The following is a 23,496-nucleotide window of genomic DNA, read 5'->3' as shown; positions in this document are numbered from 1 at the left end:
GGGGCCACCTATGAGCAGCCTGAACCTGACCGAACTGAACCTGTTGCCGAAAGAAGAACAAACGGCGGCGCTCGCTGATACGAACCGTCAGCTTGAAACCCTGACGGCGCAAGAGCGGGTGGGCTGGGCGCTGGCAAACCTGCCCGGCGAAACGGTATTGTCATCAAGCTTCGGCATCCAGGCCGCGTTATGCCTGCATCTGGTGACCCGCCAGCGGCCGGATATCCCGGTGATCCTGACCGATACCGGCTATCTGTTCCCGGAAACCTATCAGTTTATTGATGAGCTGACCGACAAGCTGGGCCTCAATCTGCGGGTATTCCGCGCGGAACTTTCCCCCGCCTGGCAGGAGGCCCGTTACGGCAAACTGTGGGAGCAAGGGGTGGAGGGGATCGAAAAATACAACCAGATCAATAAAGTCGAACCGATGAACCGCGCTTTAAGCACGCTGAAAGCGCAAAGCTGGCTGGCGGGGCTGCGCCGCGAGCAGTCCGGCAGCCGCGCCCATCTGCCGGTGCTGGCCATCCAGCGCGGGGTATTTAAACTGCTGCCGATCATCGATTGGGACAATAAGCAGGTGTACCAGTATCTCAAAGCCCACGATCTTGGCTACCATCCCTTGTGGGAGCAGGGCTACCTGTCGGTGGGCGACACCCACACCACCCGCAAATGGGAACCGGGCATGAGCGAGGAAGAAACGCGCTTTTTCGGCCTCAAGCGCGAGTGCGGGCTGCACGAAGGTTAACAGCGGCTTCGCCGATAACCAACAACGCCGCCGGAGGCTTAACGTTTCCGGCGGCGTTGGCTATTCGGCATCGACGAGGAGGACGTCAATACCTTTATCGGCGAAAAAATCCAGCAGGGAGGACGGAATGTTATTGTCGGTGATGATTTTATCCACCCGTTCGATACTGATAATCTTATGCAGGCTAATGCGATGGAATTTCGAAGAGTCGGTAACGACGATGATTTTTTTCGAGGCATCGCACATACAGCGGTTCAGCCTGGCTTCATCTTCATTATGCGTTGTCACTCCCATCAGGGGGTCCAGCCCATCCACGCCTAAAAACAGCATATCGAAATGATAGTTTTGCAACGCGATTTCGGCCTGGCCGCCAAAAAATGATAAGGAGTGCCGCCTGAGCCGCCCGCCGGTCACTAATAAATCCACCCCGGGGGCATCAATCAACGCTTCCGCCACATTCATGCCGTTGGTCATCACGATGACCTCCTCATGATTATGCAGTTGCCGCGCAATTTCATACGTGGTGGTGCCGGAGTCCAGGATAATGGTGCTTCCCGGCGTGATGAGCGACGCGGCCAGTTTGCCGATGCGCTCCTTGATGGTGGCATTTTCCGAACGCTTGGCTTCGATTGACCGCTCCGCTTCCGCCGGGGACGCGGGAGACAGCATCGCCCCGCCATAAGCGCGGGTGGCGACGCCCTGTTTTTCGAGAAAGGACAGATCGTTACGGATGGTCACCGTCGACACATTAAAATCCGCCGCCAACACATTCACCTGCACGCTTCCCTGCGCCTTAAGTTGACTGACAATCCGCTCGCGCCGCGCGCTGGTCGTCATCGTTCTATTGCCAGGGCTCATCACATCGCATCCCTCATCACCACCTCCACTGCCGAAATTTGCCCCGTTGCGCTATAGAACCGCAAAGGAATCCGCCTAATTTCATCACCGCCAAACCTTTCATTCCCTTATGTCTTTCTTATTAACGCTATTGTAGCCACCCCCCAAGATGATGTCGACTGTTTAACCTTTCTTCATCCCCGCGGTGAAACGACGGAATCCAGACCCGACGCCGGCCTTATCCATCCGGCGGCACGTTACCTCAAGGAAAGGGAGGGTAAAGCTATCCATTTCGTTTTCTTATTCTTTGATCTTTATCACAGAGATTGATCTTTCATTTTCTTTCTTTATGGTCATGATGTAATCTTTTTACAACACAACGAAAGATATAAAAGGCAATACTCATGGAAACACAAAGCGCGGCGCTGCAAACGCTGCTGGCCCGGCATAAAGCAGGCCATCCGGTCGGGATCTATGCGGTTTGTTCGGCGCATCCCCTGGTGATTGAAGCCGCCCTGCGGCATGCGCAGGCGGAAAATACGCTGCTGCTGGTGGAAGCGACGTCCAACCAGGTCGACCAATATGGCGGTTATACCGGCATGACGCCGGCCGATTTTTATCACGCCATCATGGACCAGGCCGCGGCGATAGGTTTTGACGCCGGCCGGCTGATTCTGGGCGGCGATCATCTGGGACCCAACCGTTGGCAGGGACTGCCGGCCGCGGAGGCCATGAGCAAAGCGGAAGTGCTGATCGCCGCCTATGTGGCGGCGGGATTTAAAAAAATCCATCTCGATTGCAGCATGGCCTGTCAGGATGACGCCGTACCCCTGAGCGATGAGATTGTCGCAACGCGTTCGGCGCAATTAGCGCAAGTGGCTGAAATCACCTGCCATGATACCTTCGGCTGCCAGGATATTGTCTACATTATCGGCACGGAAGTGCCGATTCCGGGCGGCGCCCAGGAGAATCTGCGGCAGCTGGACGTCACTGCGCCGCAGGCCGCGGCGCGCACAATTACCGCCCATCGCGACGCCTTTGCGCGGCAGGGTCTGGCGGACATCTGGCCCCGGGTCATAGGGCTGGTGGTGCAGCCCGGCGTGGAATTTGATCATACCCAGGTGATCGATTACCAACCCGGGCCTGCCGCCGCGTTAAGCCGGATGATTGATGACTATCCCTATCTGGTCTATGAAGCCCATTCCACCGATTACCAACGGCCCCAGGCTTACCGGCAACTGGTGCGGGATCATTTCGCCATACTTAAGGTGGGCCCCGCGCTAACCTTCGCTTTGCGCGAAGCGTTGTTTGCCCTGGAGTGCATCGAGGAAGAAATTATCAGCCAGGACCGCTCTGAATTACGCGCCACCCTTGAACAGGTGATGCAAGAGCAGCCCGGGTATTGGCAGCAACATTATCACGGCGATGAAGAGGCTAAGCGATTATCGCGCCGGTATAGTTATTCGGATCGCATCAGGTACTACTGGCCGCATGACAGGGTGCAGCGCAGTTGCCAAAAGCTCATGCAAAACCTGGGGAATCAGGTCATTCCGCTGCCGTTGTTAAATCAGTATTTGCCGGAACAATACGCCAAAGTAAGGGATGGGAAATTAGTTCTCAATCCGAAAGATATTATTATCGATAAAATTATCGATGTGATTAAAGCATATTCATCAGCCTGTCATGAATAATCAAAGGCACGAAAAAATGACTGATTCTGTAAAAGCACCTTATCACCCGGAGCACGCCACGGCGCAGGAAATTATGCAGCAGCCGGCGACCTGGCGCAAAACCCTATTACTGATTGAACAGCAACGGGACCGCATCAATACCTTTTTAACGCCCTTATTGGCCCGTACAGATCTGCGGATTATCCTCACCGGCGCCGGAACTTCGGCTTTTATCGGTAAAATCCTGGTACCGGCGCTGCTGCCAAAATTAAACCTGCGCGTAGAGGCCATCGCCACCACCGACCTGGTCAGTAATCCCCGTGAATACCTGTCCGCTAACTGCCCCACGCTGCTGGTCTCCTTCGGGCGCTCGGGCAACAGCCCGGAAAGCGTGGCGGCAATAGAGCTTGCTAACCAGATGCTGGGGCAATGTTTCCATCTCATCATCACCTGTAATGAACGCGGCCGGTTACACCAGAATTTTGCTCAAAGCGCTAATACCTTGTCATTACTGACGCCGCCCGAAACGCACGATCGCGGCTTTGCCATGACCAGCAGCGTCAGTAACATGATGCTGGCCTGCCTGGCGGTATTTGCGCCCAGGCAGTATAACCTTGCCAGCTTTTTGCCCATTATCGAAAATAGCCAAAATATTATTGAGCAATATCTGCAACGGCCGACCTCATTATTTGGCCAAGATGAATATCATCGCGTGGTATACCTCGGCAGCGGTGGATTGCAAGGTATCGCGCAGGAATCGGCGCTCAAGATTCTTGAGCTTACCGCCGGAAAGATCAGCACCTTTTTTGATAGTCCCACCGGTTTCCGCCATGGACCGAAATCTATCGTGGACGGAAATACCCTGGTCGTGGTGTTTATTTCTAACTCGCCCTACACCAGAAAATACGATCTGGATCTGTTAGCCGAATTAAGGAATGACAACGTGGCGCGCCGGGTGGTTGCCATCGCCGACAGTCCTGTCCCGGGAATAGGCAAGGGCGAATATCTGTATTTGCCAAAGACCACTCATGCCGATGACGCCCATATTGGGTTTTGTTATTTACTCTATGCGCAAATATATGCCTATTTGACATCGCTGCAATCAGGCGCCTCGCCGGATAATCCTTCTCCCAGCGGCGTGGTAAACAGAGTCGTCGAAGGTGTGGTTATTCATAGGCTGGAAATAGAGAAATAAGCTAACCCGCTGCCGCGGTGACCGAATAATACAGCACATGACAGATAATGTCGTTAATCAGGGTATAAATCATGCGTATGGTATCCACAAAATATTTATTGGCACGGGCAAAAACTGAGAATTTTGCCGTGCCCGCGTTTAATATCCATAATGCCGAAACGATACAGGCGGTGCTCGAGGCCTGTCACGAACGTCAATCGCCGGTGATCCTGGCTGGCACGCCCAGTACCTTCAGACATATCTCTTTTAAGGATTTGCACGCCCTTTGCCAATCCTTTGCCGGTACCTTTGATATCCCCATCGCGCTGCATCTGGATCATCATGAGGCCCTTAGCGATATCCGCGATAAAGTTTTTGCCGGCGCCCGCAGCGCAATGATTGACGCCAGTCATTTGAATTTTGCCGACAATGTCGCCTTGGTGCAGGAGGTGACGACGTTTTGCCATAAATATGACTGTAGCGTGGAAGCGGAGCTGGGCAGGCTGGGCGGCATTGAAGATGATAAAAATGTCAGCGCCGGCGCGAGCTTTCTTACCGACCCGGATGAGGCGGTGGACTTTGTTAATCTTACCGGCATCGACAGCCTGGCCATCGCTATCGGCACGGCGCACGGTCTGTATAAAGACACGCCGAAAATAGATTTTGAGCGGCTGGCTATCATCAACGGCAGGATTGACATCCCGCTGGTATTACACGGCGGCAGCGATGTGCCCGATGACTATATTATCCGCGCCGTCAAGCTGGGTATCTGCAAAGTGAATGTCGGGACTGAATTGAAAATTGCCTTTGCCGGCGCGGTAAAAAAATACTTCGCCGCGAATCCGCAGGCGAACGATCCCCGCTTTTACATGCGGGAAGGCATGGATGCCATGAAAGAGGTGGTTTACAGTAAAATCCGCATTTGCGGTTCTGCCGGAAAATTGGCTATCGGGAGTGAATCATGATCTTTCTCGGGGTTGATGGGGGAGGCACCAAAACAGCCTTCGTGCTGATAAACTCGGATGGCGAGATATTGGCGCAGCATGAAGCTTCCACTTGCTACTATTTAAACGTCGGCCGCGAAAACAGCAAAACCATTATCGTCAACGGTATCGCGGAAGTCTGCCGGCGCGCCGAGATCGCGCCGGACATGATTGATTATTCTTTTTTCGGCCTGCCGGCCTACGGCGAAGTCTCGGCGGATGTGCCTTTTCTGGATCAGATTCCCGCCGTGTTGCTTAGCCCGGAAAAATATCGCTGCGATAACGATATGGTTTGCGGCTGGGCGGCAAGCCTTGGCTGCCGGGACGGCATCAATATCGTTTCCGGCACGGGCTCGATCGCCTATGGCGAGCATAATGGAAAAACCTCCCGCTGCGGCGGTTGGGGGGAGCTGTTCAGCGATGAGGGCAGCGCCTATTGGATCGGCTGTAATGCCCTCAATTTGTTTTCAAAAATGTCCGATCATCGGCTGAAAATGGATATTCTCTATGATCTGATTAAAAGCAAATACCACATTGATGTTGATCTTGATATCAATGATCTGGTGTTTAATAAATGGCAAGGAGACCGGACAAAAATCGCGTCGGTTGCCAGGGTCGCCTATGAAGCGGCGGTCGAGGGCGATAAAGAAAGCTATAAACTTTTTTGTACCGCAGCCCGTGAACTCGCCATGATGGTGGATTCGGTGCGCAAAGATCTGGCGTACTCACCTGATGAGACCACCCTGGTTTCGTTTACCGGCGGTGTTTTTAACTGCGGGGATATCATCCTTGATCCTTTTATGCATGAGCTGGCAAATCTCAGCGGTAGCTATTTAGTATGCCAACCAAAATATAATCCCTCTATGGGGGCCGCTATTTATGCCGCAAAGATAAGCGGTAATCCCTTGGCGAACGCTGTTCTCAATAAGCTTAAAATTGGAGAATAAAATGAAAAGCAACTCGTGGATAATCTATACCTTGATGGTGGTATTAACCTGGGGTGTGTGGGGCGGCGTGAGCGCATATCCGACCCAAAAATACAGTTTTCCTGATCAATGGGTTTATATCATATGGTCAATTACCATGCTTATCCCCTGCTACTTTACGCTAAAAGGAAAAAAGATTGATTTTTCCCCGCAGGCGGTACTTTATGGGCTGGCGATCGGGTTTACCGGTGCGGGCGGGCAGTTATTGCTGTTTAAAACCCTCGGCATGGGTGCTCCGGCTTATCTGGTATTCCCCATTATCTCGATTTCGCCCGCAATCACGGTGATAATGTCGCTGGTGCTGTTGAAAGAAAGAATTAATTTTCTCGGTACTATCGGTATTATCCTGGCGCTATTGTCGATACTCGCCTTCAGCATAAGCCAGGGCGACGGTACGACAGTAAGCGGCTCATTGTGGCTGGTGTTTTCAGTTATTATTTGCCTGGCGTGGGGGTTGCAAGCGTTTTTTATGAAAAGGGCGTCCAACAATCACATTGAGGATAGCGCTATCTTCTTTTATATGACGCTAACGGGCCTGATCCTGGCGCCCATCGCCTATGCCATGATTCCTGATAAAAGCGGCAGTTATCCGGCGGCCGCCTATCTTATTACCGCCGCCACCCAGGTATTGAATGCCGTCGGCGCCTTATTCCTGGTGATGGCATTGTCCAGGGGGAAGGCTATCATCGTGGCGCCTTGCACCAATGCGCTGGCCCCGGTCCTTACGGCGGTAATATCATTATTATTGTACCAAACCCTGCCAACCGCTTACGCATTGATAGGCATTATTCTAGCCATTACAGGTTCCACTATTATGGTTTATTCTGAGGAGAAAAGCAGTACCGCGACAATACAGCCCACGCTTTAATAAAAAGCATGGTTTCATTTTATTATTAATTTGCGGACAGTATTGATACCGATTATCTCCGTTGCCACTCAGATCTGATATATGCAAAGGGTAACTGTTTAAAATCAGCCGTTTTACTTTATTATTATGCGCTTTAGGGTAATTGAAACTATTCTTATGGTTGGTTACTGTCATTAATTATAATTTGCTTTCGCTGTAATTTCCGCGATAGAACCGGATTGAATTATGGCGGCCCGGGTATGGGCCTCACCTCGCTGTGATACCGGCATGCGGTTTTCTTACCGCATGCTCCTTATTTCCATCGGGCTAGGATTTAGCCCCCTGCGTCAGCCCTTGCAACAGCGGCCACAACAGTTTCATGCTGTCGCGCGCGCGTTTACCGATTTGTCCGGTCAGGTGGGTATCAAGATACTGGATATTATCGCGCTGGCTCTGGTAACGCGCCATGCCCTGGGGAAAGTTACGACTGGGCTTGCGCTGCAGGCAACTGTCGCCGTTTGTGCCCGAGCCCACATCCAGCACCGCGAATCCCGCCTTGGCAAACGGCAGCGCGTCGCTGGCGCAAGCGGCCGAGGTCCTGATGCCGGGGCTTAAGATCAGCGGGATACCCGCCTGGCGCGCCTGGGCGCCCAGGTTTTTAACCAGTTCCTGCAGGCGGGCGTCGCCGCTGTCCGGGCTGTAATTGACCCGCAGTTTTTCGCCGGCCACCAGGCTGTCGAGGTTGATCACCAGCAGCGTATTGCGTTTTTCCTGCGCGGACATGCGTTGCAGATAATCATCCACGCCCAGGGTTTCCGGCTCCCCGGCGCTGAGCGCCACAAAACGCACGCCCACCGCCAACGTGCCGCGCCCCAACTGCTGCGCCAGACCCAGCATCACGCCGAGGCCGGACGCGTTATCGTCTACCCCCTGTAGCGTCAGGCCGCCCAAATTGTCATTCAGGTCCTTATCGCTGCGCGGCATAAAGGTATCGGCGTGGGCCACTATCAGCACTTCGCCGGGCGCCGCGCCGGCACGGGCGGCGATAACCGAGGTGGCGGTAATTCTGCGCCAGTCGGCTTTGCCGGCGCTGCCGTGGAACAGATAACGGGTATTGAAGGCGCGCAGATCGCTGTGGAAGCCCAGCTCGGTGAACCGACGCTGAAGATAATCCGCCGCCATCAGTTCCGCCGGGCTGCCCGCCATGCGGCCGGGAAAATAGGTAGCGATATAACGAATCTGCTCTTGCGCGTATTGGCTTGGAGTGAAGGCGGCGGCGGGGGCGGAAAACGCCAGCAGGGCGCCGAGGCAGAGCGTTAAACGGGCGCGCTTGCTGCGACCGGGGTGAAACATAAAACAGTATCCTTAATAGACGGGAACGGCATCGGTTTTCGCCGCTCAACCCAGCGCTATAGTATGGTACCGCCCCGCGGGCAATACAATTTGTACCCGTGGCCGCGACCGGCTGATCGCACGATTCGTTGCCCGCAATCCTCTTGGCGCGCGCGCAGGAAAGGCGCCGTTATTCCATTAAAGCAATTGTAATTCCAATTAACTATTTCATAGAACCTAATCGCAAGACGTATAGTCACATTATTGCTAAGCCAAATCATAAAAGGTAGCTGTGGATTATTTACCTCTTTTTGCCGATCTCAGGCAGCGTCCGGTACTGGTGGTCGGCGGGGGCGAGGTTGCCGCACGCAAGATCCTGCTACTGCAGCGCGCCGGCGCACAGGTCAGGGTGGTTGCGCGCCGGCTTTCCCCCGATCTCGGTCGTCAGGCGCAAGCGGGCCATCTCCAATGGCTCGGGGAGAGTTTTGCCGCCGACATGCTGGACGGCGTGTTCCTGGTGATCGCCGCCACCAACGATCGGGCGCTGAACGCCGAGGTTTATGCCGCCGCCGACCAGCGGCATATCCTGGTCAATGTGGTGGACGATCAGCCCCAGTGTTCGTTTATCTTCCCCTCCATCGTTGATCGTTCGCCCATCATGGTGGCGATTTCCTCCGGGGGAAAGGCGCCGGTGCTGGCGCGCATACTGCGCGAAAAACTGGAATCCCTGCTGCCGGCCTTTCTTGGCCCGATGGCGGAGATGGCCGGCGCTTTTCGCGAGCGGGTAAAACAGCATTTTCCGGCCATGGACGCGCGGCGGCGTTTTTGGGAGCGGGCGTTTAACGGGCGTTTCGCCGGCCTGGCGGCGCAGGGGCGGCATGACGACGCTCAGGCGGCGCTGGAGCGGGAGCTTGACGCGCCGGCCGGACAGGCCGGCGACGTGGCACTGGTGGGCGCCGGCCCGGGCGACGCGGGCCTGTTGACGCTGCGCGCCCTGCAACTGATGCAGCAGGCGGACGTGGTGCTCCACGATTACCTGGTCAGCGCCGAGGTGCTGGAACTGGTGCGGCGGGATGCCGAGTTGATTTGCGTCGGTAAACGCGCCGGCGACTTTTGCATGCCGCAGGAAGAGATTAACCGGCAACTGGTCGAACACGCGCGGCAGGGCAAACGCGTGGTACGCCTGAAAGGCGGGGATCCGTTTATCTTCGGGCGCGGCGGCGAAGAGCTACAGGCGGTGGCCGCCGCCGGCATCCCTTTCCAGGTGGTGCCGGGGGTCACTGCCGCCGCGGGCGCCACCGCCTACGCCGGCATTCCTCTCACCCACCGCGACCATGCGCAAAGCGTGACCTTTATTACCGGCCACGCGCGCCGCGGCGGCGGCGATCTCGATTGGCCGGCGCTGGCGGCGGGCCGCCAGACCCTGGCTATCTATATGGGATTGATGAAAGCAGGGGACATCAGCCGGCAGCTTATCCTGCACGGCCGTTCGCCCTTGACGCCGGTGGCGGTGATAAGCCACGGCACCCTGGCCTCCCAGCAGGTGCTGACCGGTACCCTGGGACAACTCGACACCCTGGCGCAACAGGCGTCCACCCCGGCTTTGCTGGTCATCGGCGAAGTTGTCACCCTTCATGATGAAATCGCCTGGTTTGGCGTCCAACAATCGGCGGCGCAACAGCGCGCGACGTTGGTTAACCTGGCTTAAGGATGTAAAAATGGATCAACAACGACATACTCATTTGCGGCAACTGGAGGCGGAAAGCATCCATATTATCCGCGAGGTGGCGGCCGAATTCGCCAATCCGGTCATGATGTACTCCATCGGCAAGGATTCCTCGGTGATGCTGCATCTGGCCCGCAAGGCGTTTTTCCCGGGCACGCTGCCGTTTCCGCTGCTGCATGTGGATACCGGCTGGAAATTCCGCGAAATGTATGAATTTCGCGATCGCACCGCCAAGGCCTATGGCTTCGAGCTGCTGGTGCACCGTAATCCGGACGGGGTGGCGATGGGCATTAATCCCTTTATCCACGGCAGCGCCAAACATACCGATATCATGAAAACCGAAGGCCTTAAGCAGGCGCTGAATAAATACGGTTTCGACGCCGCGTTCGGCGGCGCCCGGCGCGACGAGGAAAAGTCCCGCGCCAAGGAGCGCATCTACTCCTTTCGCGATCGGTTGCACCGCTGGGACCCGAAAAACCAGCGGCCGGAGCTGTGGCATAACTATAACGGCCAGATCAACAAAGGCGAAAGCATCCGCGTCTTCCCGTTGTCCAACTGGACCGAGCTGGATATCTGGCAATATATCTACTTGGAAAACATAGAAATTGTGCCGCTTTACCTCGCCAAGCCGCGCCCGGTGCTGGAGCGCGACGGCATGCTGCTGATGGTGGATGACGACCGTATCGATCTGCAGCCGGGAGAAGTGATCAGCCAGCGCATGGTGCGGTTTCGCACCCTTGGCTGCTGGCCGCTTACCGGCGCGGTGGATTCCACGGCGCAGACCCTGCCCGAGATTATCGAGGAAATGCTGGTGTCCACCACCAGCGAAAGGCAGGGCCGGGTTATCGACCGCGATCAGTCCGGATCGATGGAACTGAAAAAGCGTCAGGGTTATTTTTAAGGAGCGATCGACATGAACACGACCATAGCTAAACAGATCGCCGAACAGGGCGGCGTGGAAGCCTACCTGCATGCGCAACAGTATAAAAGCCTGCTGCGCTTTCTCACCTGCGGCAGCGTGGACGACGGCAAAAGCACCCTGATTGGCCGCCTGCTGCACGATACCCGTCAAATTTATGAAGATCAGCTGACCACCCTGCACTCCGACAGCAAGCGCCTGGGCACCCAGGGCGAGAAGCTGGACCTCGCGCTGCTGGTGGACGGCCTGCAGGCGGAGCGGGAGCAGGGCATCACCATTGACGTGGCTTACCGCTATTTCTCCACGGAAAAGCGTAAATTCATCATTGCCGATACGCCGGGGCATGAACAGTACACGCGCAACATGGCTACCGGCGCATCCACCTGCGATCTGGCGATCCTGTTAATCGACGCGCGCAAAGGCGTGCTGGACCAGACCCGCCGCCATAGTTTTATCAGTACGCTGCTGGGCATTCGTCATCTGGTGGTGGCGGTCAACAAGATGGATTTGGTGGACTACCGGCAGACTGTCTTTGAACAGTTCAAGCAGGATTACCTGCACTTCGCCGAGGAACTGCCGGTGGATCTGAGCATTACGTTTGTGCCGATTTCCGCCCTTGACGGCGATAACGTCGTCACGCCCAGCGTCGCCATGCCCTGGTATAACGGCCCGACGCTGCTGCAGGTGCTGGAAACGGTCGAAGTCATCAATCTTAATGAACAGCAGCCGATGCGTTTTCCCGTGCAGTACGTTAACCGGCCAAACCTGGATTTCCGTGGTTACGCCGGTACCGTGGCGGCGGGCGTGCTGCGGGTGGGACAGCAGATAAAAGTGCTGCCTTCGGGCGTCACGTCCTCCATCGCCCGTATCGTGACCTTCGACGGCGACGTGGCCGAAGCCTGGGCAGGCGAGGCGGTGACGCTGGTCCTGGCGGATGAAATCGATATCAGCCGGGGCGATCTGGTGGTGGATGGCGCTGAAACGCTGCGCCCGGTGCGCAACGCCCTGGTGGATGTGGTCTGGATGACCGACAACCCGCTGGTGGCCGGCCAAAGCTTCGACATTAAAATCGGCGGTAAAAAGACCCGCGCCCGGATAGAAAATATCCAGTATCAGGTGGAGATCAACAGCCTGACCCAGCGCGTGGTCGACAGCCTGCCGCTCAATGGCATCGGTCTGGTGGAGCTGGCGTTCGACGAGCCGATGGCGGTGGATAAATACCCGCATAACGCCGTGACCGGCGGCATGATTTTTATCGACCGCCTGAGCAACGTGACCGTCGGCGCGGGCATGGTGCGCGAACCCTTGGCGGAGGTCTTTACCGAGCCCCAGCGCCACAGCGAATTCGAGCTGGAATTAAACGCGCTGGTGCGCCGTCACTTCCCGCACTGGGGCGCGCGTGATTTGCTGGGTGGTAAATAACCATGGCCGATCGGCATACCCCATCCCCCGCGGCGCCCGACAGCAATATTGTCTGGCACGAACACCCGATAACCCGGGAGGATCGCGAACAGTTGCACCGGCATCAGGGAACGGTGGTCTGGTTTACCGGCCTTTCCGGCTCGGGCAAATCCACCCTGGCGGGCGCCCTTGAACAGGCTCTGCATCCGCTGGGCATCAGCACCTACCTGCTGGACGGCGATAACGTGCGCCATGGTTTATGCAGCGATTTGGGGTTCAGCGAAACGGATCGCCGGGAAAATATCCGCCGGGTGGGTGAAGTCGCCCGCCTGATGGTGGATGCCGGACTGGTGGTGCTGACCGCCTTTATTTCCCCGCATCGCGCAGAGCGCCGGATGGTGCGCGATCTGCTGCCCGCCGGACGCTTTATCGAAGTGTATGTGGACACGCCGCTGGACATTTGTGAAGCCCGCGATCCCAAAGGCCTGTATAAAAAAGCCCGCGCGGGGCGGTTGCCTAATTTTACCGGCATCGACGCGGTTTACGAGGCTCCCGAGCAGGCGGAAATTCATCTTGACGGCCAACAATTGGTAACACATTTGACCGGGCAATTGTTAGACCTGCTGCGTGGCCGCGTTATCATCAGTTCCTGAGAAGCCGCATCGGTATACCGGCCGTCCGGCCGCGTTACCACCAGCCCAGGAAGTGAGAGGTATGCTGAACGTCACCCAGACCAAGCGCGTCATGCCGGCCAAGGTTATCCCCGCCCCGGTAGCCGAACGCGCCGCCGAAGAGCCCGCTTATGGCTTTTGGGGGGCGATGGCGGGGTTTATCTTCTACTGGCTGGCCTTTGCCATTCCCATTCTTACCTATGGCGCCAATGCGCTATTCTTCCTGCTCTATACCTGGCCTTTTTTCCTGGCGTTAATCCCGGTATCGGTGCTGATCGGCCTGGTGTTCAGCGTTCTGCTGACCGGCCGGCTGATCCTGATGATCACCTGCACCGGCCTGGCGGTTTTTTGCCTGTTCTGGCTGGTGTTCGCCGCGCTCACCGGCTGGTAAAGCGTAAGAATGGGGTTACGACGGGTAACAAACCGTAAAAAAGCATTGGAAATGCGCGTAAAAAAGCAGCTTCAGCGTCTTTTCCCCGTCATTTTGGCGCCCGGTGTGGAGTCCTGGCCCAAGTTATGGGATGATTGGGCTGTCTTTTAGGGGGCGGGGATGGGAAAACTTACGCTGTTATTACTGGTATTGCTTGGCTGGCTGCAATATTCCTTGTGGCTGGGTAAAAATGGCGTGCACGATTTAGTCCGGGTCGAGGACGACGTGTCGGTCCAACAGGCCGGTAATGCAAAGCTTAAAGCGCGCAACGATCAATTATTCGCGGAAATCGATGATCTCAACGATGGACAAGAAGCCATCGAGGAACGATCACGCAATGAACTCGGCATGATTAAGCCGGGAGAGAGTTTCTATCGCCTGGTGCCGGATCAGTCTAAACGTCGGACGGCGGCGCCTGCTTCACAAGACAATCAATAATGACCACGTCGGCCGGGGCATTCCCCGCAACCATTGCTATTCTGCCGGCCGCCGGCATCGGCAGCCGCATGGGCACGGATTGTCCCAAGCAATACCTCGCCATTGGTGGTAAAACCCTGCTGGAGCATGCCATCGACGCGCTGCTGCGCCAGTCCTGCGTGCGCCATGTTATTGTCGCCATCAGTGCGGATGACCCTTATTTCACCTCCCTGCCCATCGGCCGCGACGCGCGCGTCAGTCATGTTATCGGCGGGCGGGAGCGCGCCGATTCAGTGATGGCGGGCCTGCGCGCGGCACGCGGGCGGGCGGGCGACGAAAAATGGGTACTGGTGCATGACGCCGCGCGTCCCTGCCTGCATCAGGACGACCTGGCCCGCCTGCTGGCGATCACCGCCCATACCGCCATCGGCGGCATCCTGGCGACGCCGGTGCGCGATACCATGAAGCGGGCCGGCGGCGATGCCATCGACCATACGGTGGATCGCAACCATCTCTGGCATGCCATGACCCCCCAACTTTTCCCCCTGGCCCTGCTGGAATCCTGCCTGGCCCGGGCGCTGGCGGACGGCGCGCGCGTTACCGACGAAGCCTCGGCGCTGGAGCACTGCGGCTACCGGCCGCTGCTGGTGGCGGGCCGCGCGGATAATATTAAAGTCACCTGCCCGGAGGATTTAGCCCTGGCAGCATTCTATTTGACCCAATTGCAAAACAGCGCCATTGCATAAGCATAATAATAAGGAGAGCCGGTGAAACGTATCCGTATCGGTCATGGTTTTGATGTCCACAAATTCGGCGGCGAAGGCCCGTTGATTATCGGCGGCGTGCGTATTCCCTACACCCAGGGACTGCTCGCCCACTCCGACGGCGACGTGGCGCTGCATGCGGTGACCGACGCGCTGCTCGGCGCCGCCGCGCTCGGCGATATCGGCAAGCTGTTTCCGGATACCGATGCGGCTTACAAGGGCGCGGACAGCCGCGCGCTGCTGCGCGAAGCCTGGCGGCGCATACGGGAAAAAGGCTACCTCTTGGGCAATATCGATATCACCATTATCGCCCAGGCGCCGAAGATGGCCCCGCATATTCCGCAAATGCGGATTCATCTGGCGGAAGATCTGGCGTGCCATATGGATGATGTCAACGTCAAGGCCACCACCACCGAACAGTTGGGTTTTACCGGGCGCGGCGAAGGCATCGCCTGCGAGGCGGTGGCGTTGCTGCTAAAAGACGCATGATAGCCGACCTCAACCCCCTGAATTTATTCTGGCTGCACGGCAAGCCCGAAGCCACCGGTATCATCAAGGCGCAGCCCGCGGATTTCCAGGTGCTGGAAGATCTCGGGTTCGAGCCTGACGGCGCGGGCGAGCACGTGCTGGTACGGTTGCGTAAAAGCGGCGCCAATACGGTATTCGTCGCCGAAGAGCTGGCCAAATTCGCCGCCATCCCCGCCCGGTCGGTAAGTTATGCCGGGCTCAAGGATCGCCATGCGGTGACCGAACAGTGGTTCTGCCTCCATCTGCCGGGCAAGGAAACCCCGGATTTCTCCGCCTTCAGTCTTGAGGGGTGTGAGGTGGTGCGCAGTACGCGCCATGGCCGCAAGCTGCGCATCGGCACATTGAAAGGTAATGCTTTTGACTTGGTATTGCGTGAGATAAATGATCGGGACGCCGTGGAAGATCGCCTGAATATCATTGCCCGCGAAGGCGTGCCCAACTATTTCGGCAGCCAGCGTTTCGGCCATCAGGGCAACAATCTCGATCGGGCGCTGCGCTGGGCGCGTGGCGAAATCAAGGTCAAGGAACGCGGCAAACGCAGTTTCTACCTCTCAAGCGCCCGCAGCGCGCTGTTCAATCTGGTGGCCAGCCAGCGTCTCGAGCGTCTTGGCCGCCGGCAGGTGCTGGCCGGCGACGCCCTGCAGCTTACCGGCCGGGGCAGTTGGTTTGTCGCCACCGATGAGGATATGCCGGACGCCCCCGCGCGCGTGGCCAGCGGCGAACTGAGCCTGACCGCGCCGCTGCCCGGGGACGGTTTGCCGGGCAGCGAGCGCGAGGCGCTGGCGTTTGAACAGCAGTGCCTGTCCGGCCAGCCGGAATTACTCGGATTATTGGCCCGGGAACGGCTGGAACCGGCGCGCCGCGCCCTGATGCTCAGGCCCGCCGATATGCGTTGGCACTGGCGCGACGACGCCACGCTTGCGTTGTCGTTCGCCCTGCCGGCGGGCAGCTTCGCCACCAGCGTTATCCGCGAACTGCTCGACGCGCCGGCGGACGTTGTCCTGTAAGCCCCCGTTGCCCGGGGCCATCCCGGCCACGGGTATTTTGCGGACCGGCCGGCACGGCAGGCTTCACCGCCGTAGCGTTTCATGCCATTATTACGGTTATTCCCGGCCTGCATCGCTGCCGTTCGTTTTGATGCGCAGGCCGATTTTGCCCAATGGGTGGGCGGCGCGTTAAAAACAATCAATAATTAATAAAGCTAATAATGATATGCGCATACTATTAAGTAATGATGATGGCATTCATGCGCCCGGCATCCAAGCGCTGGCGGCCGCTCTGCGCCAGTCTGCCGATGTGGACAGCGTGCAAATCGTGGCGCCCGATCGCAACCGCAGCGGAGCGTCGAACTCGCTGACCCTCGACCGGCCGCTGCGGGCGCTGAAAGAGGGCAACGGTGATATCGCGGTGCAATCCGGCACGCCCACCGACTGCGTCTATCTCGGCGTCACCGCCCTGATGCGCCCCGGTCCCGATATCGTGGTGTCCGGCATTAACACCGGTCCCAACCTGGGGGACGACGTTATTTATTCCGGCACGGTGGCCGCGGCCATGGAAGGACGGCACCTCGGCTTCCCGGCGCTGGCTATTTCACTGAACGGCGATACCTTTTATGATACCGCCGCGGTCATTGCCTGCAGGCTTATCCGGGCGTTGACCCTTGAGCCGCTGCGTACCGGCAGGATCCTGAACGTCAATGTCCCCGACCTGCCAATGTCTGCCATCAAGGGTATCAAGGTCACCCGTTGCGGCAGCCGGCATCCCGCCGCCCATGCCATCCGGCAGCTGGACCCGCGCGGCCGTGAAATATTCTGGATCGGCCCGCCCGGTGAAACGTTCGACAAAGGGCCCGATACTGATTTTGCCGCCATTGAGCAGGGGTATGTTTCCATTACGCCATTGCAGGTGGATTTAACCGCCTATTCCGCTCAATCGGTACTCACGTCGTGGTTGGCCAATGCGGAGGTCAGTTGGACATGGTAAACCGTCGCACCCAGGCCCTGCTCGAACAGCTTCGCCAGCAGGGAATAAGAGATGAACGGCTGTTGCAAGCCATCGAATCGGTACCGCGCGAGCGATTTATCGACGAAGCTTTCGAACATAAGGCATACGACAATACCGCCTTGCCCATCGGCTCGGGCCAGACCATTTCCCAACCCTATATCGTGGCGCGCATGACGGAGCTGCTCAGGCTCCAGCCGACATCGCGCGTGCTGGAAATCGGCACCGGCTCCGGCTACCAGACGGCGATTCTCGCGCACCTGGTGCAGCATGTCTGTTCGGTCGAGCGCATCAAGAAACTGCAGTGGCAGGCCAAACGCCGCCTGAAGCAGCTGGATTTGCATAATGTGTCCACCCGCCATGGCGACGGTTGGCTGGGCTGGCCGTCGCGCGGTCCTTTCGATGCCATTATCGTCACCGCCGCGCCGCCGGAGATACCCTCGGCACTGATGGCCCAATTGGATGAAGGCGGCATTATGGTATTGCCGGTCGGCGAGGATACGCAGGATTTGACCACCGTCACGCGTCAGGATGGCGAGTTTAGGGTGGAAACCGTCGAAGCGGTGCGTTTTGTACCCCTGATCAGGGGAGAACTGGCATAATCGGCAGCATGTTTTTTACCCCTTCATCACTCCCATACGCCCGCGCGATGCCACCTGATATTTCTATACAACTGTTTTATGGCGCCTTCCCCCGGATGTTGCTAGCATTAACAGCATAAAATTAACTTTTCGGAAATAGCTGAAAATACTCTCATTCATGAAGTAATGAGAGAAAATAGGATGTATAACGATAATGTCTGGCATGTTTGGAACGATGATTGGCTTTGCTGCCATAGGGGAGAGATGAGCATGGGAAGCCCGAAATGCTATTGGCGCCGCGTTGCGGTATGTTCAATGGCAAGTTTATGGTTGGCGGGTTGCGCCAGTGATGAGACAGCGGCACCAATCAGTAGCGTGGGCGGCGATAATAACAGCGGTATGACGACATCCGCCCCCGTCCAGAGACCACGGCCGCAACAGCAGCAATCGCAACCGCTGCCTACGCGGCAGCTGCAACCGGTACAGCCGGTACAGCCAGCCCAGCCGAACGTGGTTGGAAGCGTAAGTGCCGTTAACCAATCGTCTGAAGGTAATATTGTTTATAACCGCAGCTACACCTCTATTCCAAAAGGTTCCTATGGCGGTACTACCTATCAGGTCAAGCGCGGTGATACATTGTTTTATATCGCCTGGATTACCGGGAATGACTATCGTGATTTGGCAAAAAGGAATAATATTCCGGAACCTTATGGATTGAATGTAGGTCAAACCTTACAAGTGGGTAACGGAACGGCACCCCTAACCGGGAGCGGAACCGTGGCAGGTGGCGAAGTAAGCGGCGGAGGCATGCTGGCAAATCATAGCAGCGCTACCGTGGCTTCAGGCGCCACTGTCGCTCCAAATGCCGCTACGAATACGAAAATGATGAGCTCGGGTATTGATTCTCAAGCAAACAATGAGTATTCTGAAAATTCAGGTAAACAGAATGTAGGGAAAATGTTGCCATCTAACGGCGGCAAAATGTTACCCACATCGGGAGCAGTAGTTGCAACAACCGCCCCTGTTACCGCACCCGCTTCAACGTCCGGCACTATGATGTCGGGCGGCAGTACGGCGATAACCGGTTGGCGTTGGCCGACGGACGGAAAGATTATTGATAACTTCTCCGCTGCGGAAGGCGGCAATAAGGGTATCGATATTTCCGGTTCACGCGGACAATCCATCCTGGCCACCTCCGGCGGACGAGTCGTCTATGCCGGTAACGCTTTGCGAGGGTACGGTAATCTGATAATCATCAAACATAATGATGATTACCTGAGCGCCTATGCCCATAACGACACGATGCTGGTACGGGAACAACAAGAAGTGAGCGCCGGGCAGAAAATCGCTACCATGGGTAGCACGGGTACCAGCTCGGTTAGATTGCATTTTGAAATTCGTTACAAGGGGAAATCCGTAAACCCGCTGCGTTATCTCCCGCAGCGATAAATTGGTCGGAATATCCAGATATTCTGTCCTGGGATCACGGGTAGGAGCCATAGAATGAGCGAAAACACGCTGAAAGTAACCGAGTTACATGAAGAAGCCGAATTCGACGAGAACGGAGCCGAAACATTTGACGAGAAAGCGTTAATCGATGAGCCCGCTGATAATGATTTGGCGGAAGAAGAGTTGCTGTCTCAGGCGGCCAGCCAACGTGTGCTGGATGCCACGCAACTCTATTTGGGTGAGATCGGATACTCCCCATTGCTTACAGCTGAAGAAGAAGTGTATTTTGCCCGGCGTGCGCTTCGGGGTGATGTTGCCTCACGACGCCGTATGATTGAAAGCAACCTGCGGCTGGTGGTTAAAATCGCCCGCCGTTATGGCAACCGCGGACTGGCGCTGCTGGATTTGATCGAGGAAGGTAACCTGGGTCTTATCCGCGCGGTAGAGAAATTTGACCCGGAAAGAGGGTTCCGTTTCTCCACATACGCTACCTGGTGGATCCGCCAGACCATTGAACGGGCGATCATGAATCAAACCCGTACCATACGTCTGCCGATCCATATCGTAAAAGAATTGAATGTCTATTTACGCACCGCCAGGGAGTTGTCTCACAAGCTCGACCATGAGCCAAGCGCGGAGGAAATTGCCGAGCAGCTTGATAAACCGGTCGATGACGTCAGCCGTATGCTGCGCCTTAACGAGCGTATTACTTCAGTGGATACTCCGCTCGGCGGGGATTCTGAAAAAGCCCTGTTGGACATTTTGTCCGATGACAAAGACAGCGGGCCGGAAGATACCACGCAAGACGATGATATGAAGCAAAGTATCGTTAAGTGGTTATTTGAACTGAACGCCAAGCAGCGTGAAGTGCTGGCCCGGCGTTTTGGCTTGTTAGGGTATGAAGCCGCCACGCTTGAGGATGTAGGCCGTGAGATCGGATTGACGCGTGAACGCGTCCGCCAGATCCAGGTTGAAGGTCTGCGCCGCCTGCGTGAAATCCTGCAAGGGCAGGGGCTGAACCTTGAGGCTCTGTTCCGGGAATAACCGCCCGGAAATAAAAAACGGTGAAGGGTAAACCTTCACCGTTTTTTTTTGTTTTATGGTAACCCCTGCGGACCGCGGTGGACCTAAAGCATTCCCTTCAGGCGATAAATCCACTCCAGCGCCGCCCTGGGCGTCAGCGTATCCGGATCAATCCCCTCAAGCGCGGCAACCGCCGGCGGCGTTTCTTCCTCCACCGGCGCCAGCAGCGACAGCTGCGAACCGTCCACCTTGCTGGCCGTGGCGCTGGTGGACAGGTTTTCCAGCTCCTTCAGTTTTTGCCGCGCCCGTTTAATCACCTCGCGCGGCACTCCGGCCAGCGCCGCCACCGACAGTCCATAGCTCTTGCTGGCGGCGCCATCCTGCACGGTATGCATAAAAGCAATGGTCTCGCCTTGTTCAAGCGCGTCCAGGTGGACATTCACCACCCCCTCCATCTTTTCCGGCAGGGTGGTCAGTTCAAAATAGTGGGTGGCGAACAAGGTCATGGCCTTAATCCGCCCGGCCAGGCTCTCAGCGCAGGCCCAGGCCAGCGATAAACCGTCATAGGTGGAGGTGCCGCGGCCGATTTCGTCCATCAGCACCAGGCTTTGCGGCGTGGCGTTGTGCAGGATATTGGCCGTCTCGGTCATCTCCACCATAAAAGTGGATCGTCCGGAGGCCAGATCGTCCGCCGCCCCCACCCGGGTAAAAATACGATCCACCGGTCCTATTACCGCCTGTGCGGCGGGGACAAAGCTGCCGATATAAGCCATCAGCACGATCAGCGCATTTTGCCGCATATAGGTGCTTTTGCCGCCCATGTTCGGGCCGGTAATGATCAGCATGCGCCGCTGGGCGGACAGCGCGAGCGGATTGGCGATAAACGGCTCGCTTAACACCCGCTCCACCACTGGGTGGCGTCCCGCCGAAATCCGGATCCCCGGCTGGTCGGTGAGCGTCGGACACACATAATTCAGCGTTTCGGCCCGTTCGGCCAGGTTGCTGAGCACGTCCAGCTCGGACAGCGCCGCCGCGCATTGCTGCAAGGGGCCGAGATGGGGCAATAGCAGATCAAATAACTGATCATAGAGCGCCTTTTCCAACGCCAGCGCTTTACCTTTGGAGGTCAGCACCTTGTCCTCGTACTCTTTGAGTTCCGGAATAATATAGCGTTCGGCGTTTTTCAGCGTCTGGCGGCGGACATAGTGCATCGGCGCCTGATGGCTTTGTCCCCGGCTGAGCTGGATATAATAGCCGTGCACAGCGTTAAAGCCGACTTTCAGGGTCTCAAGGCCGGTTTTTTCGCGCTCGCGGATTTCCAGGCGGTCGAGATAATCGGTGGCGCCGTCGGCCAGCGCCCGCCATTCATCCAGTTCCTCATGATAACCCGGCGCAATCACGCCGCCGTCGCGCACCAGCACCGGCGGCGCATCGACTACCGCCCGCTCGAGCAAGGTCCTTAATTCGTCAAACAGCCCCACCTGCGCGAGCAGATGGCGAATGTGCTCCGTCGGCTGCGGCGCCAGCAACGCATGGATAGCCGGAAACTGCTGGAAGGCATGGCGCATGCGCGCCAGATCGCGCGGGCGTGCCGAGCGCAGCGCCAGGCGCGCCAGGATACGCTCCAGGTCCCCAACCTGACGCAGCAGCGGCTGCAGCTCGGCGCAGGTCTCCTGCAGGCTGCTGATGGCCTGCTGGCGATGGGTCAGTACGGCGGTATCGCGGGTAGGCATATGCAGCCAGCGTTTCAGCATCCGGCTGCCCATCGCCGTCACGGTATGATCCAGTATTTCCGCCAGGGTATTGTCAAACCCGCCGCTAAGGTTTTGCGTTAACTCCAGATTGCGGCGCGTGGCGGCGTCCATCACGATGCCGTCCTGCTGGCGTTCAAGCGTGATGGCGCGGATATGGGGCAGCGAGGTGCGCTGGGTGTCCTTGACATACTGCAGCAGGCAGCCGGCGGCGCGCAGCGCGGCGCTGGCGCGCTCGATGCCGAAGCCATGCAAATCCCGGGTGCCGAACTGCAGATTAAGCTGCTGGCGGGCGGTATCGAGCTCAAACTCCCAGATCGGCCGGCGGCGCAGTCCACGGCGATGCTCAATCAGCCCCATTTCCTGCAATGTTTCGGGAAACAGCAGTTCAGCGGGGTTGGTGCGCTGCAATTCAGCGGCCATGGCCTCGCGATCGGCCGGTTCGCACACCAGAAAACGCCCGGAGCTAAGATCAAGGGTGGCATAACCGAACCCGGACGCCTCCTGCCACATGGCCGCCAGCAGATTATCCTGGCGTTCGTTTAACAGCGCTTCATCGCTCAGGGTTCCCGGCGTGACGATGCGCACCACCCTCCGCTCCACGGGGCCTTTGGTGGTGGCCGGATCGCCGATTTGCTCGCAAATGGCCACCGACTCGCCCAGCTGTACCAGCTTGGCCAGGTAGGTCTCCACCGCATGGTAAGGCACCCCGGCCATGGGGATCGGTTCGCCGGCGGATTGTCCGCGCCGGGTCAGCGAAATATCCATCAGCTGCGATGCGCGCCGGGCGTCGTCAAAGAACAGCTCGTAGAAATCGCCCATCCGATAAAACAGCAAGATGTCAGGATGCTGCGCCTTGAGGCGCAGGTACTGCTGCATCATGGGGGTATGGCTGTCTAAAATATCTGGTGTGCTCATGGAGTTATGATATCCATTTCTTTGAATTCAATAGGGTTAGTGATGATGGTTGTTCTCATGAATTATCACTATATCGCAAGGAAAATCGCTACATCTTACCTTCGGGTGCAGCGCCCATGATAACGGAGTCTCCATGGCAGGGAAACCAGCGGGAATGCCCTATCGTCAAAACCGGCAACGTCCCGCACGTCACCCGACCGTGGTGTGCATCCAACCTGGTGAGTTGCGGCAGCGTCGCCGGCAGGGGCGCTGTGCCGCCGCCGGGCTGAAACCGAAAAATAGCCCAGGTAAAAAAACCGTGCTTTAAGCGACGGCGTCCCAGGGAGGCGATGGCACCCCCTAC

The 23,496-nt window shown here is 57.2% G+C and carries 22 protein-coding genes; 19 read left to right on the top strand and 3 right to left on the bottom strand.

What is annotated here, in order from left to right; all coding sequences use genetic code 11:
* The first annotated feature begins 10 nt into the window (after positions 1 to 10).
* Positions 11 to 745 (top strand): phosphoadenylyl-sulfate reductase, encoded by a 735-nt coding sequence (locus ACL2XF_RS15495; protein ID WP_410016345.1) that lies wholly within the window; start codon positions 11 to 13, stop codon positions 743 to 745.
* Between the two features lie 60 nt (positions 746 to 805).
* Here ACL2XF_RS15495 and agaR read toward each other — a convergent pair whose 3' ends face one another.
* On the bottom strand, positions 806 to 1,603 hold the full coding sequence (agaR, locus tag ACL2XF_RS15490) for a transcriptional repressor AgaR (protein ID WP_410016344.1): 798 nt from the start codon (positions 1,601 to 1,603) through the stop codon (positions 806 to 808).
* 383 nt (positions 1,604 to 1,986) lie between these two features.
* Here agaR and kbaZ point away from each other — a divergent pair, with 383 nt between their 5' ends.
* The 5 genes from kbaZ to ACL2XF_RS15465 all read left to right on the top strand — a co-directional run bounded on the left by kbaZ (position 1,987) and on the right by ACL2XF_RS15465 (position 7,263).
* Positions 1,987 to 3,273 (top strand): tagatose-bisphosphate aldolase subunit KbaZ, encoded by a 1,287-nt coding sequence (gene kbaZ, locus ACL2XF_RS15485; protein ID WP_413727119.1) that lies wholly within the window; start codon positions 1,987 to 1,989, stop codon positions 3,271 to 3,273.
* 16 nt (positions 3,274 to 3,289) lie between these two features.
* The gene (locus ACL2XF_RS15480) at positions 3,290 to 4,447 is read left to right on the top strand and encodes an SIS domain-containing protein (RefSeq protein ID WP_410016342.1); all 1,158 of its coding nucleotides are present in this window, start codon (positions 3,290 to 3,292) and stop codon (positions 4,445 to 4,447) included.
* 71 nt (positions 4,448 to 4,518) lie between these two features.
* Entirely contained in the window at positions 4,519 to 5,391 is an 873-nt protein-coding gene (locus ACL2XF_RS15475; RefSeq protein ID WP_410016341.1) for a tagatose bisphosphate family class II aldolase, read from the top strand.
* Positions 5,388 to 6,356 (top strand): N-acetylglucosamine kinase, encoded by a 969-nt coding sequence (locus ACL2XF_RS15470; RefSeq protein WP_410016340.1) that lies wholly within the window; start codon positions 5,388 to 5,390, stop codon positions 6,354 to 6,356. Before ACL2XF_RS15475 ends, ACL2XF_RS15470 begins: the two co-directional genes overlap by 4 nt.
* A gap of 1 nt (position 6,357) precedes the next feature.
* On the top strand, positions 6,358 to 7,263 hold the full coding sequence (locus ACL2XF_RS15465) for a DMT family transporter (RefSeq protein WP_410016339.1): 906 nt from the start codon (positions 6,358 to 6,360) through the stop codon (positions 7,261 to 7,263).
* Positions 7,264 to 7,569: 306 nt separating this feature from the next.
* On the opposite strand, the gene ACL2XF_RS15460 is transcribed toward ACL2XF_RS15465, so the two are convergent.
* Positions 7,570 to 8,595 (bottom strand): aminopeptidase, encoded by a 1,026-nt coding sequence (locus ACL2XF_RS15460; protein ID WP_410016338.1) that lies wholly within the window; start codon positions 8,593 to 8,595, stop codon positions 7,570 to 7,572.
* A gap of 271 nt (positions 8,596 to 8,866) precedes the next feature.
* Between ACL2XF_RS15460 and cysG the strand changes: the two genes are divergently transcribed.
* The 13 genes from cysG to rpoS all read left to right on the top strand — a co-directional run bounded on the left by cysG (position 8,867) and on the right by rpoS (position 20,505).
* Positions 8,867 to 10,282, top strand: a complete 1,416-nt coding sequence (cysG, locus tag ACL2XF_RS15455; protein WP_413727118.1) for a siroheme synthase CysG — start codon at positions 8,867 to 8,869, stop codon at positions 10,280 to 10,282.
* Between the two features lie 10 nt (positions 10,283 to 10,292).
* Positions 10,293 to 11,201 (top strand): sulfate adenylyltransferase subunit CysD, encoded by a 909-nt coding sequence (cysD, locus tag ACL2XF_RS15450; RefSeq protein ID WP_410016336.1) that lies wholly within the window; start codon positions 10,293 to 10,295, stop codon positions 11,199 to 11,201.
* A 12-nt stretch (positions 11,202 to 11,213) separates the two neighbouring features.
* The gene (gene cysN, locus ACL2XF_RS15445) at positions 11,214 to 12,641 is read left to right on the top strand and encodes a sulfate adenylyltransferase subunit CysN (protein ID WP_413727117.1); all 1,428 of its coding nucleotides are present in this window, start codon (positions 11,214 to 11,216) and stop codon (positions 12,639 to 12,641) included.
* Between the two features lie 2 nt (positions 12,642 to 12,643).
* Complete coding sequence (gene cysC, locus ACL2XF_RS15440) at positions 12,644 to 13,273, top strand: adenylyl-sulfate kinase (RefSeq protein ID WP_410016334.1); 630 nt, start codon at positions 12,644 to 12,646, stop codon at positions 13,271 to 13,273.
* Positions 13,274 to 13,364: 91 nt separating this feature from the next.
* Positions 13,365 to 13,682, top strand: a complete 318-nt coding sequence (locus ACL2XF_RS15435) for a DUF3561 family protein (protein ID WP_413728820.1) — start codon at positions 13,365 to 13,367, stop codon at positions 13,680 to 13,682.
* Positions 13,683 to 13,841: 159 nt separating this feature from the next.
* The gene (gene ftsB / locus ACL2XF_RS15430; protein ID WP_331122399.1) at positions 13,842 to 14,159 is read left to right on the top strand and encodes a cell division protein FtsB; all 318 of its coding nucleotides are present in this window, start codon (positions 13,842 to 13,844) and stop codon (positions 14,157 to 14,159) included.
* Complete coding sequence (gene ispD / locus ACL2XF_RS15425) at positions 14,159 to 14,884, top strand: 2-C-methyl-D-erythritol 4-phosphate cytidylyltransferase (RefSeq protein WP_410016333.1); 726 nt, start codon at positions 14,159 to 14,161, stop codon at positions 14,882 to 14,884. The genes ftsB and ispD overlap by 1 nt, the downstream gene beginning before the upstream one ends.
* 30 nt (positions 14,885 to 14,914) lie before the next feature.
* Positions 14,915 to 15,391, top strand: coding sequence for a 2-C-methyl-D-erythritol 2,4-cyclodiphosphate synthase (ispF, locus tag ACL2XF_RS15420; protein WP_410016612.1), 477 nt, complete (start codon positions 14,915 to 14,917; stop codon positions 15,389 to 15,391).
* Positions 15,388 to 16,437 (top strand): tRNA pseudouridine(13) synthase TruD, encoded by a 1,050-nt coding sequence (gene truD, locus ACL2XF_RS15415; protein WP_413727116.1) that lies wholly within the window; start codon positions 15,388 to 15,390, stop codon positions 16,435 to 16,437. The genes ispF and truD overlap by 4 nt, the downstream gene beginning before the upstream one ends.
* Before the next feature lie 205 nt (positions 16,438 to 16,642).
* Positions 16,643 to 17,413: a 5'/3'-nucleotidase SurE gene (gene surE, locus ACL2XF_RS15410; RefSeq protein ID WP_410016331.1), complete on the top strand. Its 771-nt coding sequence runs from the start codon at positions 16,643 to 16,645 to the stop codon at positions 17,411 to 17,413.
* Positions 17,407 to 18,033 (top strand): protein-L-isoaspartate(D-aspartate) O-methyltransferase, encoded by a 627-nt coding sequence (locus ACL2XF_RS15405; RefSeq protein WP_410016330.1) that lies wholly within the window; start codon positions 17,407 to 17,409, stop codon positions 18,031 to 18,033. The genes surE and ACL2XF_RS15405 overlap by 7 nt, the downstream gene beginning before the upstream one ends.
* Before the next feature lie 165 nt (positions 18,034 to 18,198).
* Positions 18,199 to 19,461: a murein hydrolase activator NlpD gene (gene nlpD, locus ACL2XF_RS15400; protein WP_413727115.1), complete on the top strand. Its 1,263-nt coding sequence runs from the start codon at positions 18,199 to 18,201 to the stop codon at positions 19,459 to 19,461.
* Between the two features lie 54 nt (positions 19,462 to 19,515).
* Entirely contained in the window at positions 19,516 to 20,505 is a 990-nt protein-coding gene (gene rpoS, locus ACL2XF_RS15395) for an RNA polymerase sigma factor RpoS (RefSeq protein WP_410016329.1), read from the top strand.
* 83 nt (positions 20,506 to 20,588) lie between these two features.
* Here the strand turns inward: rpoS and mutS are convergent, their stop codons facing one another.
* The gene (gene mutS / locus ACL2XF_RS15390) at positions 20,589 to 23,153 is read right to left on the bottom strand and encodes a DNA mismatch repair protein MutS (protein ID WP_413727114.1); all 2,565 of its coding nucleotides are present in this window, start codon (positions 23,151 to 23,153) and stop codon (positions 20,589 to 20,591) included.
* Between the last annotated feature and the right edge of the window lie 343 nt (positions 23,154 to 23,496).

The sequence above is a fragment of the Sodalis sp. RH19 genome, from assembly GCF_047324215.1.
Lineage (GTDB): Bacteria > Pseudomonadota > Gammaproteobacteria > Enterobacterales > Enterobacteriaceae > Acerihabitans.
The sequence above is the reverse complement of the archived record's forward strand: the minus strand, read 5'-3'. Positions and strand labels throughout refer to the sequence as shown.

Excerpts from the sequence above, each read along its gene's own strand:
- ACL2XF_RS15460 (WP_410016338.1), bottom strand. The coding sequence starts at position 8,595 with ATGTTTCACCCCGGTCGCAGCAAGCGCGCCCGTTTAACGCTCTGCCTC.
- cysN (WP_413727117.1), top strand. The coding sequence starts at position 11,214 with ATGAACACGACCATAGCTAAACAGATCGCCGAACAGGGCGGCGTGGAA.
- ACL2XF_RS15475 (WP_410016341.1), top strand. The coding sequence starts at position 4,519 with ATGCGTATGGTATCCACAAAATATTTATTGGCACGGGCAAAAACTGAG.
- mutS (WP_413727114.1), bottom strand. The coding sequence starts at position 23,153 with ATGAGCACACCAGATATTTTAGACAGCCATACCCCCATGATGCAGCAG.
- kbaZ (WP_413727119.1), top strand. The coding sequence starts at position 1,987 with ATGGAAACACAAAGCGCGGCGCTGCAAACGCTGCTGGCCCGGCATAAA.
- ispD (WP_410016333.1), top strand. The coding sequence starts at position 14,159 with ATGACCACGTCGGCCGGGGCATTCCCCGCAACCATTGCTATTCTGCCG.
- ACL2XF_RS15495 (WP_410016345.1), top strand. The coding sequence starts at position 11 with ATGAGCAGCCTGAACCTGACCGAACTGAACCTGTTGCCGAAAGAAGAA.
- ACL2XF_RS15435 (WP_413728820.1), top strand. The coding sequence starts at position 13,365 with ATGCCGGCCAAGGTTATCCCCGCCCCGGTAGCCGAACGCGCCGCCGAA.
- ACL2XF_RS15405 (WP_410016330.1), top strand. The coding sequence starts at position 17,407 with ATGGTAAACCGTCGCACCCAGGCCCTGCTCGAACAGCTTCGCCAGCAG.
- nlpD (WP_413727115.1), top strand. The coding sequence starts at position 18,199 with ATGAGAGAAAATAGGATGTATAACGATAATGTCTGGCATGTTTGGAAC.
- cysC (WP_410016334.1), top strand. The coding sequence starts at position 12,644 with ATGGCCGATCGGCATACCCCATCCCCCGCGGCGCCCGACAGCAATATT.
- ftsB (WP_331122399.1), top strand. The coding sequence starts at position 13,842 with ATGGGAAAACTTACGCTGTTATTACTGGTATTGCTTGGCTGGCTGCAA.
- truD (WP_413727116.1), top strand. The coding sequence starts at position 15,388 with ATGATAGCCGACCTCAACCCCCTGAATTTATTCTGGCTGCACGGCAAG.
- agaR (WP_410016344.1), bottom strand. The coding sequence starts at position 1,603 with ATGAGCCCTGGCAATAGAACGATGACGACCAGCGCGCGGCGCGAGCGG.
- surE (WP_410016331.1), top strand. The coding sequence starts at position 16,643 with ATGCGCATACTATTAAGTAATGATGATGGCATTCATGCGCCCGGCATC.
- ACL2XF_RS15470 (WP_410016340.1), top strand. The coding sequence starts at position 5,388 with ATGATCTTTCTCGGGGTTGATGGGGGAGGCACCAAAACAGCCTTCGTG.
- cysD (WP_410016336.1), top strand. The coding sequence starts at position 10,293 with ATGGATCAACAACGACATACTCATTTGCGGCAACTGGAGGCGGAAAGC.
- ACL2XF_RS15480 (WP_410016342.1), top strand. The coding sequence starts at position 3,290 with ATGACTGATTCTGTAAAAGCACCTTATCACCCGGAGCACGCCACGGCG.
- ACL2XF_RS15465 (WP_410016339.1), top strand. The coding sequence starts at position 6,358 with ATGAAAAGCAACTCGTGGATAATCTATACCTTGATGGTGGTATTAACC.
- rpoS (WP_410016329.1), top strand. The coding sequence starts at position 19,516 with ATGAGCGAAAACACGCTGAAAGTAACCGAGTTACATGAAGAAGCCGAA.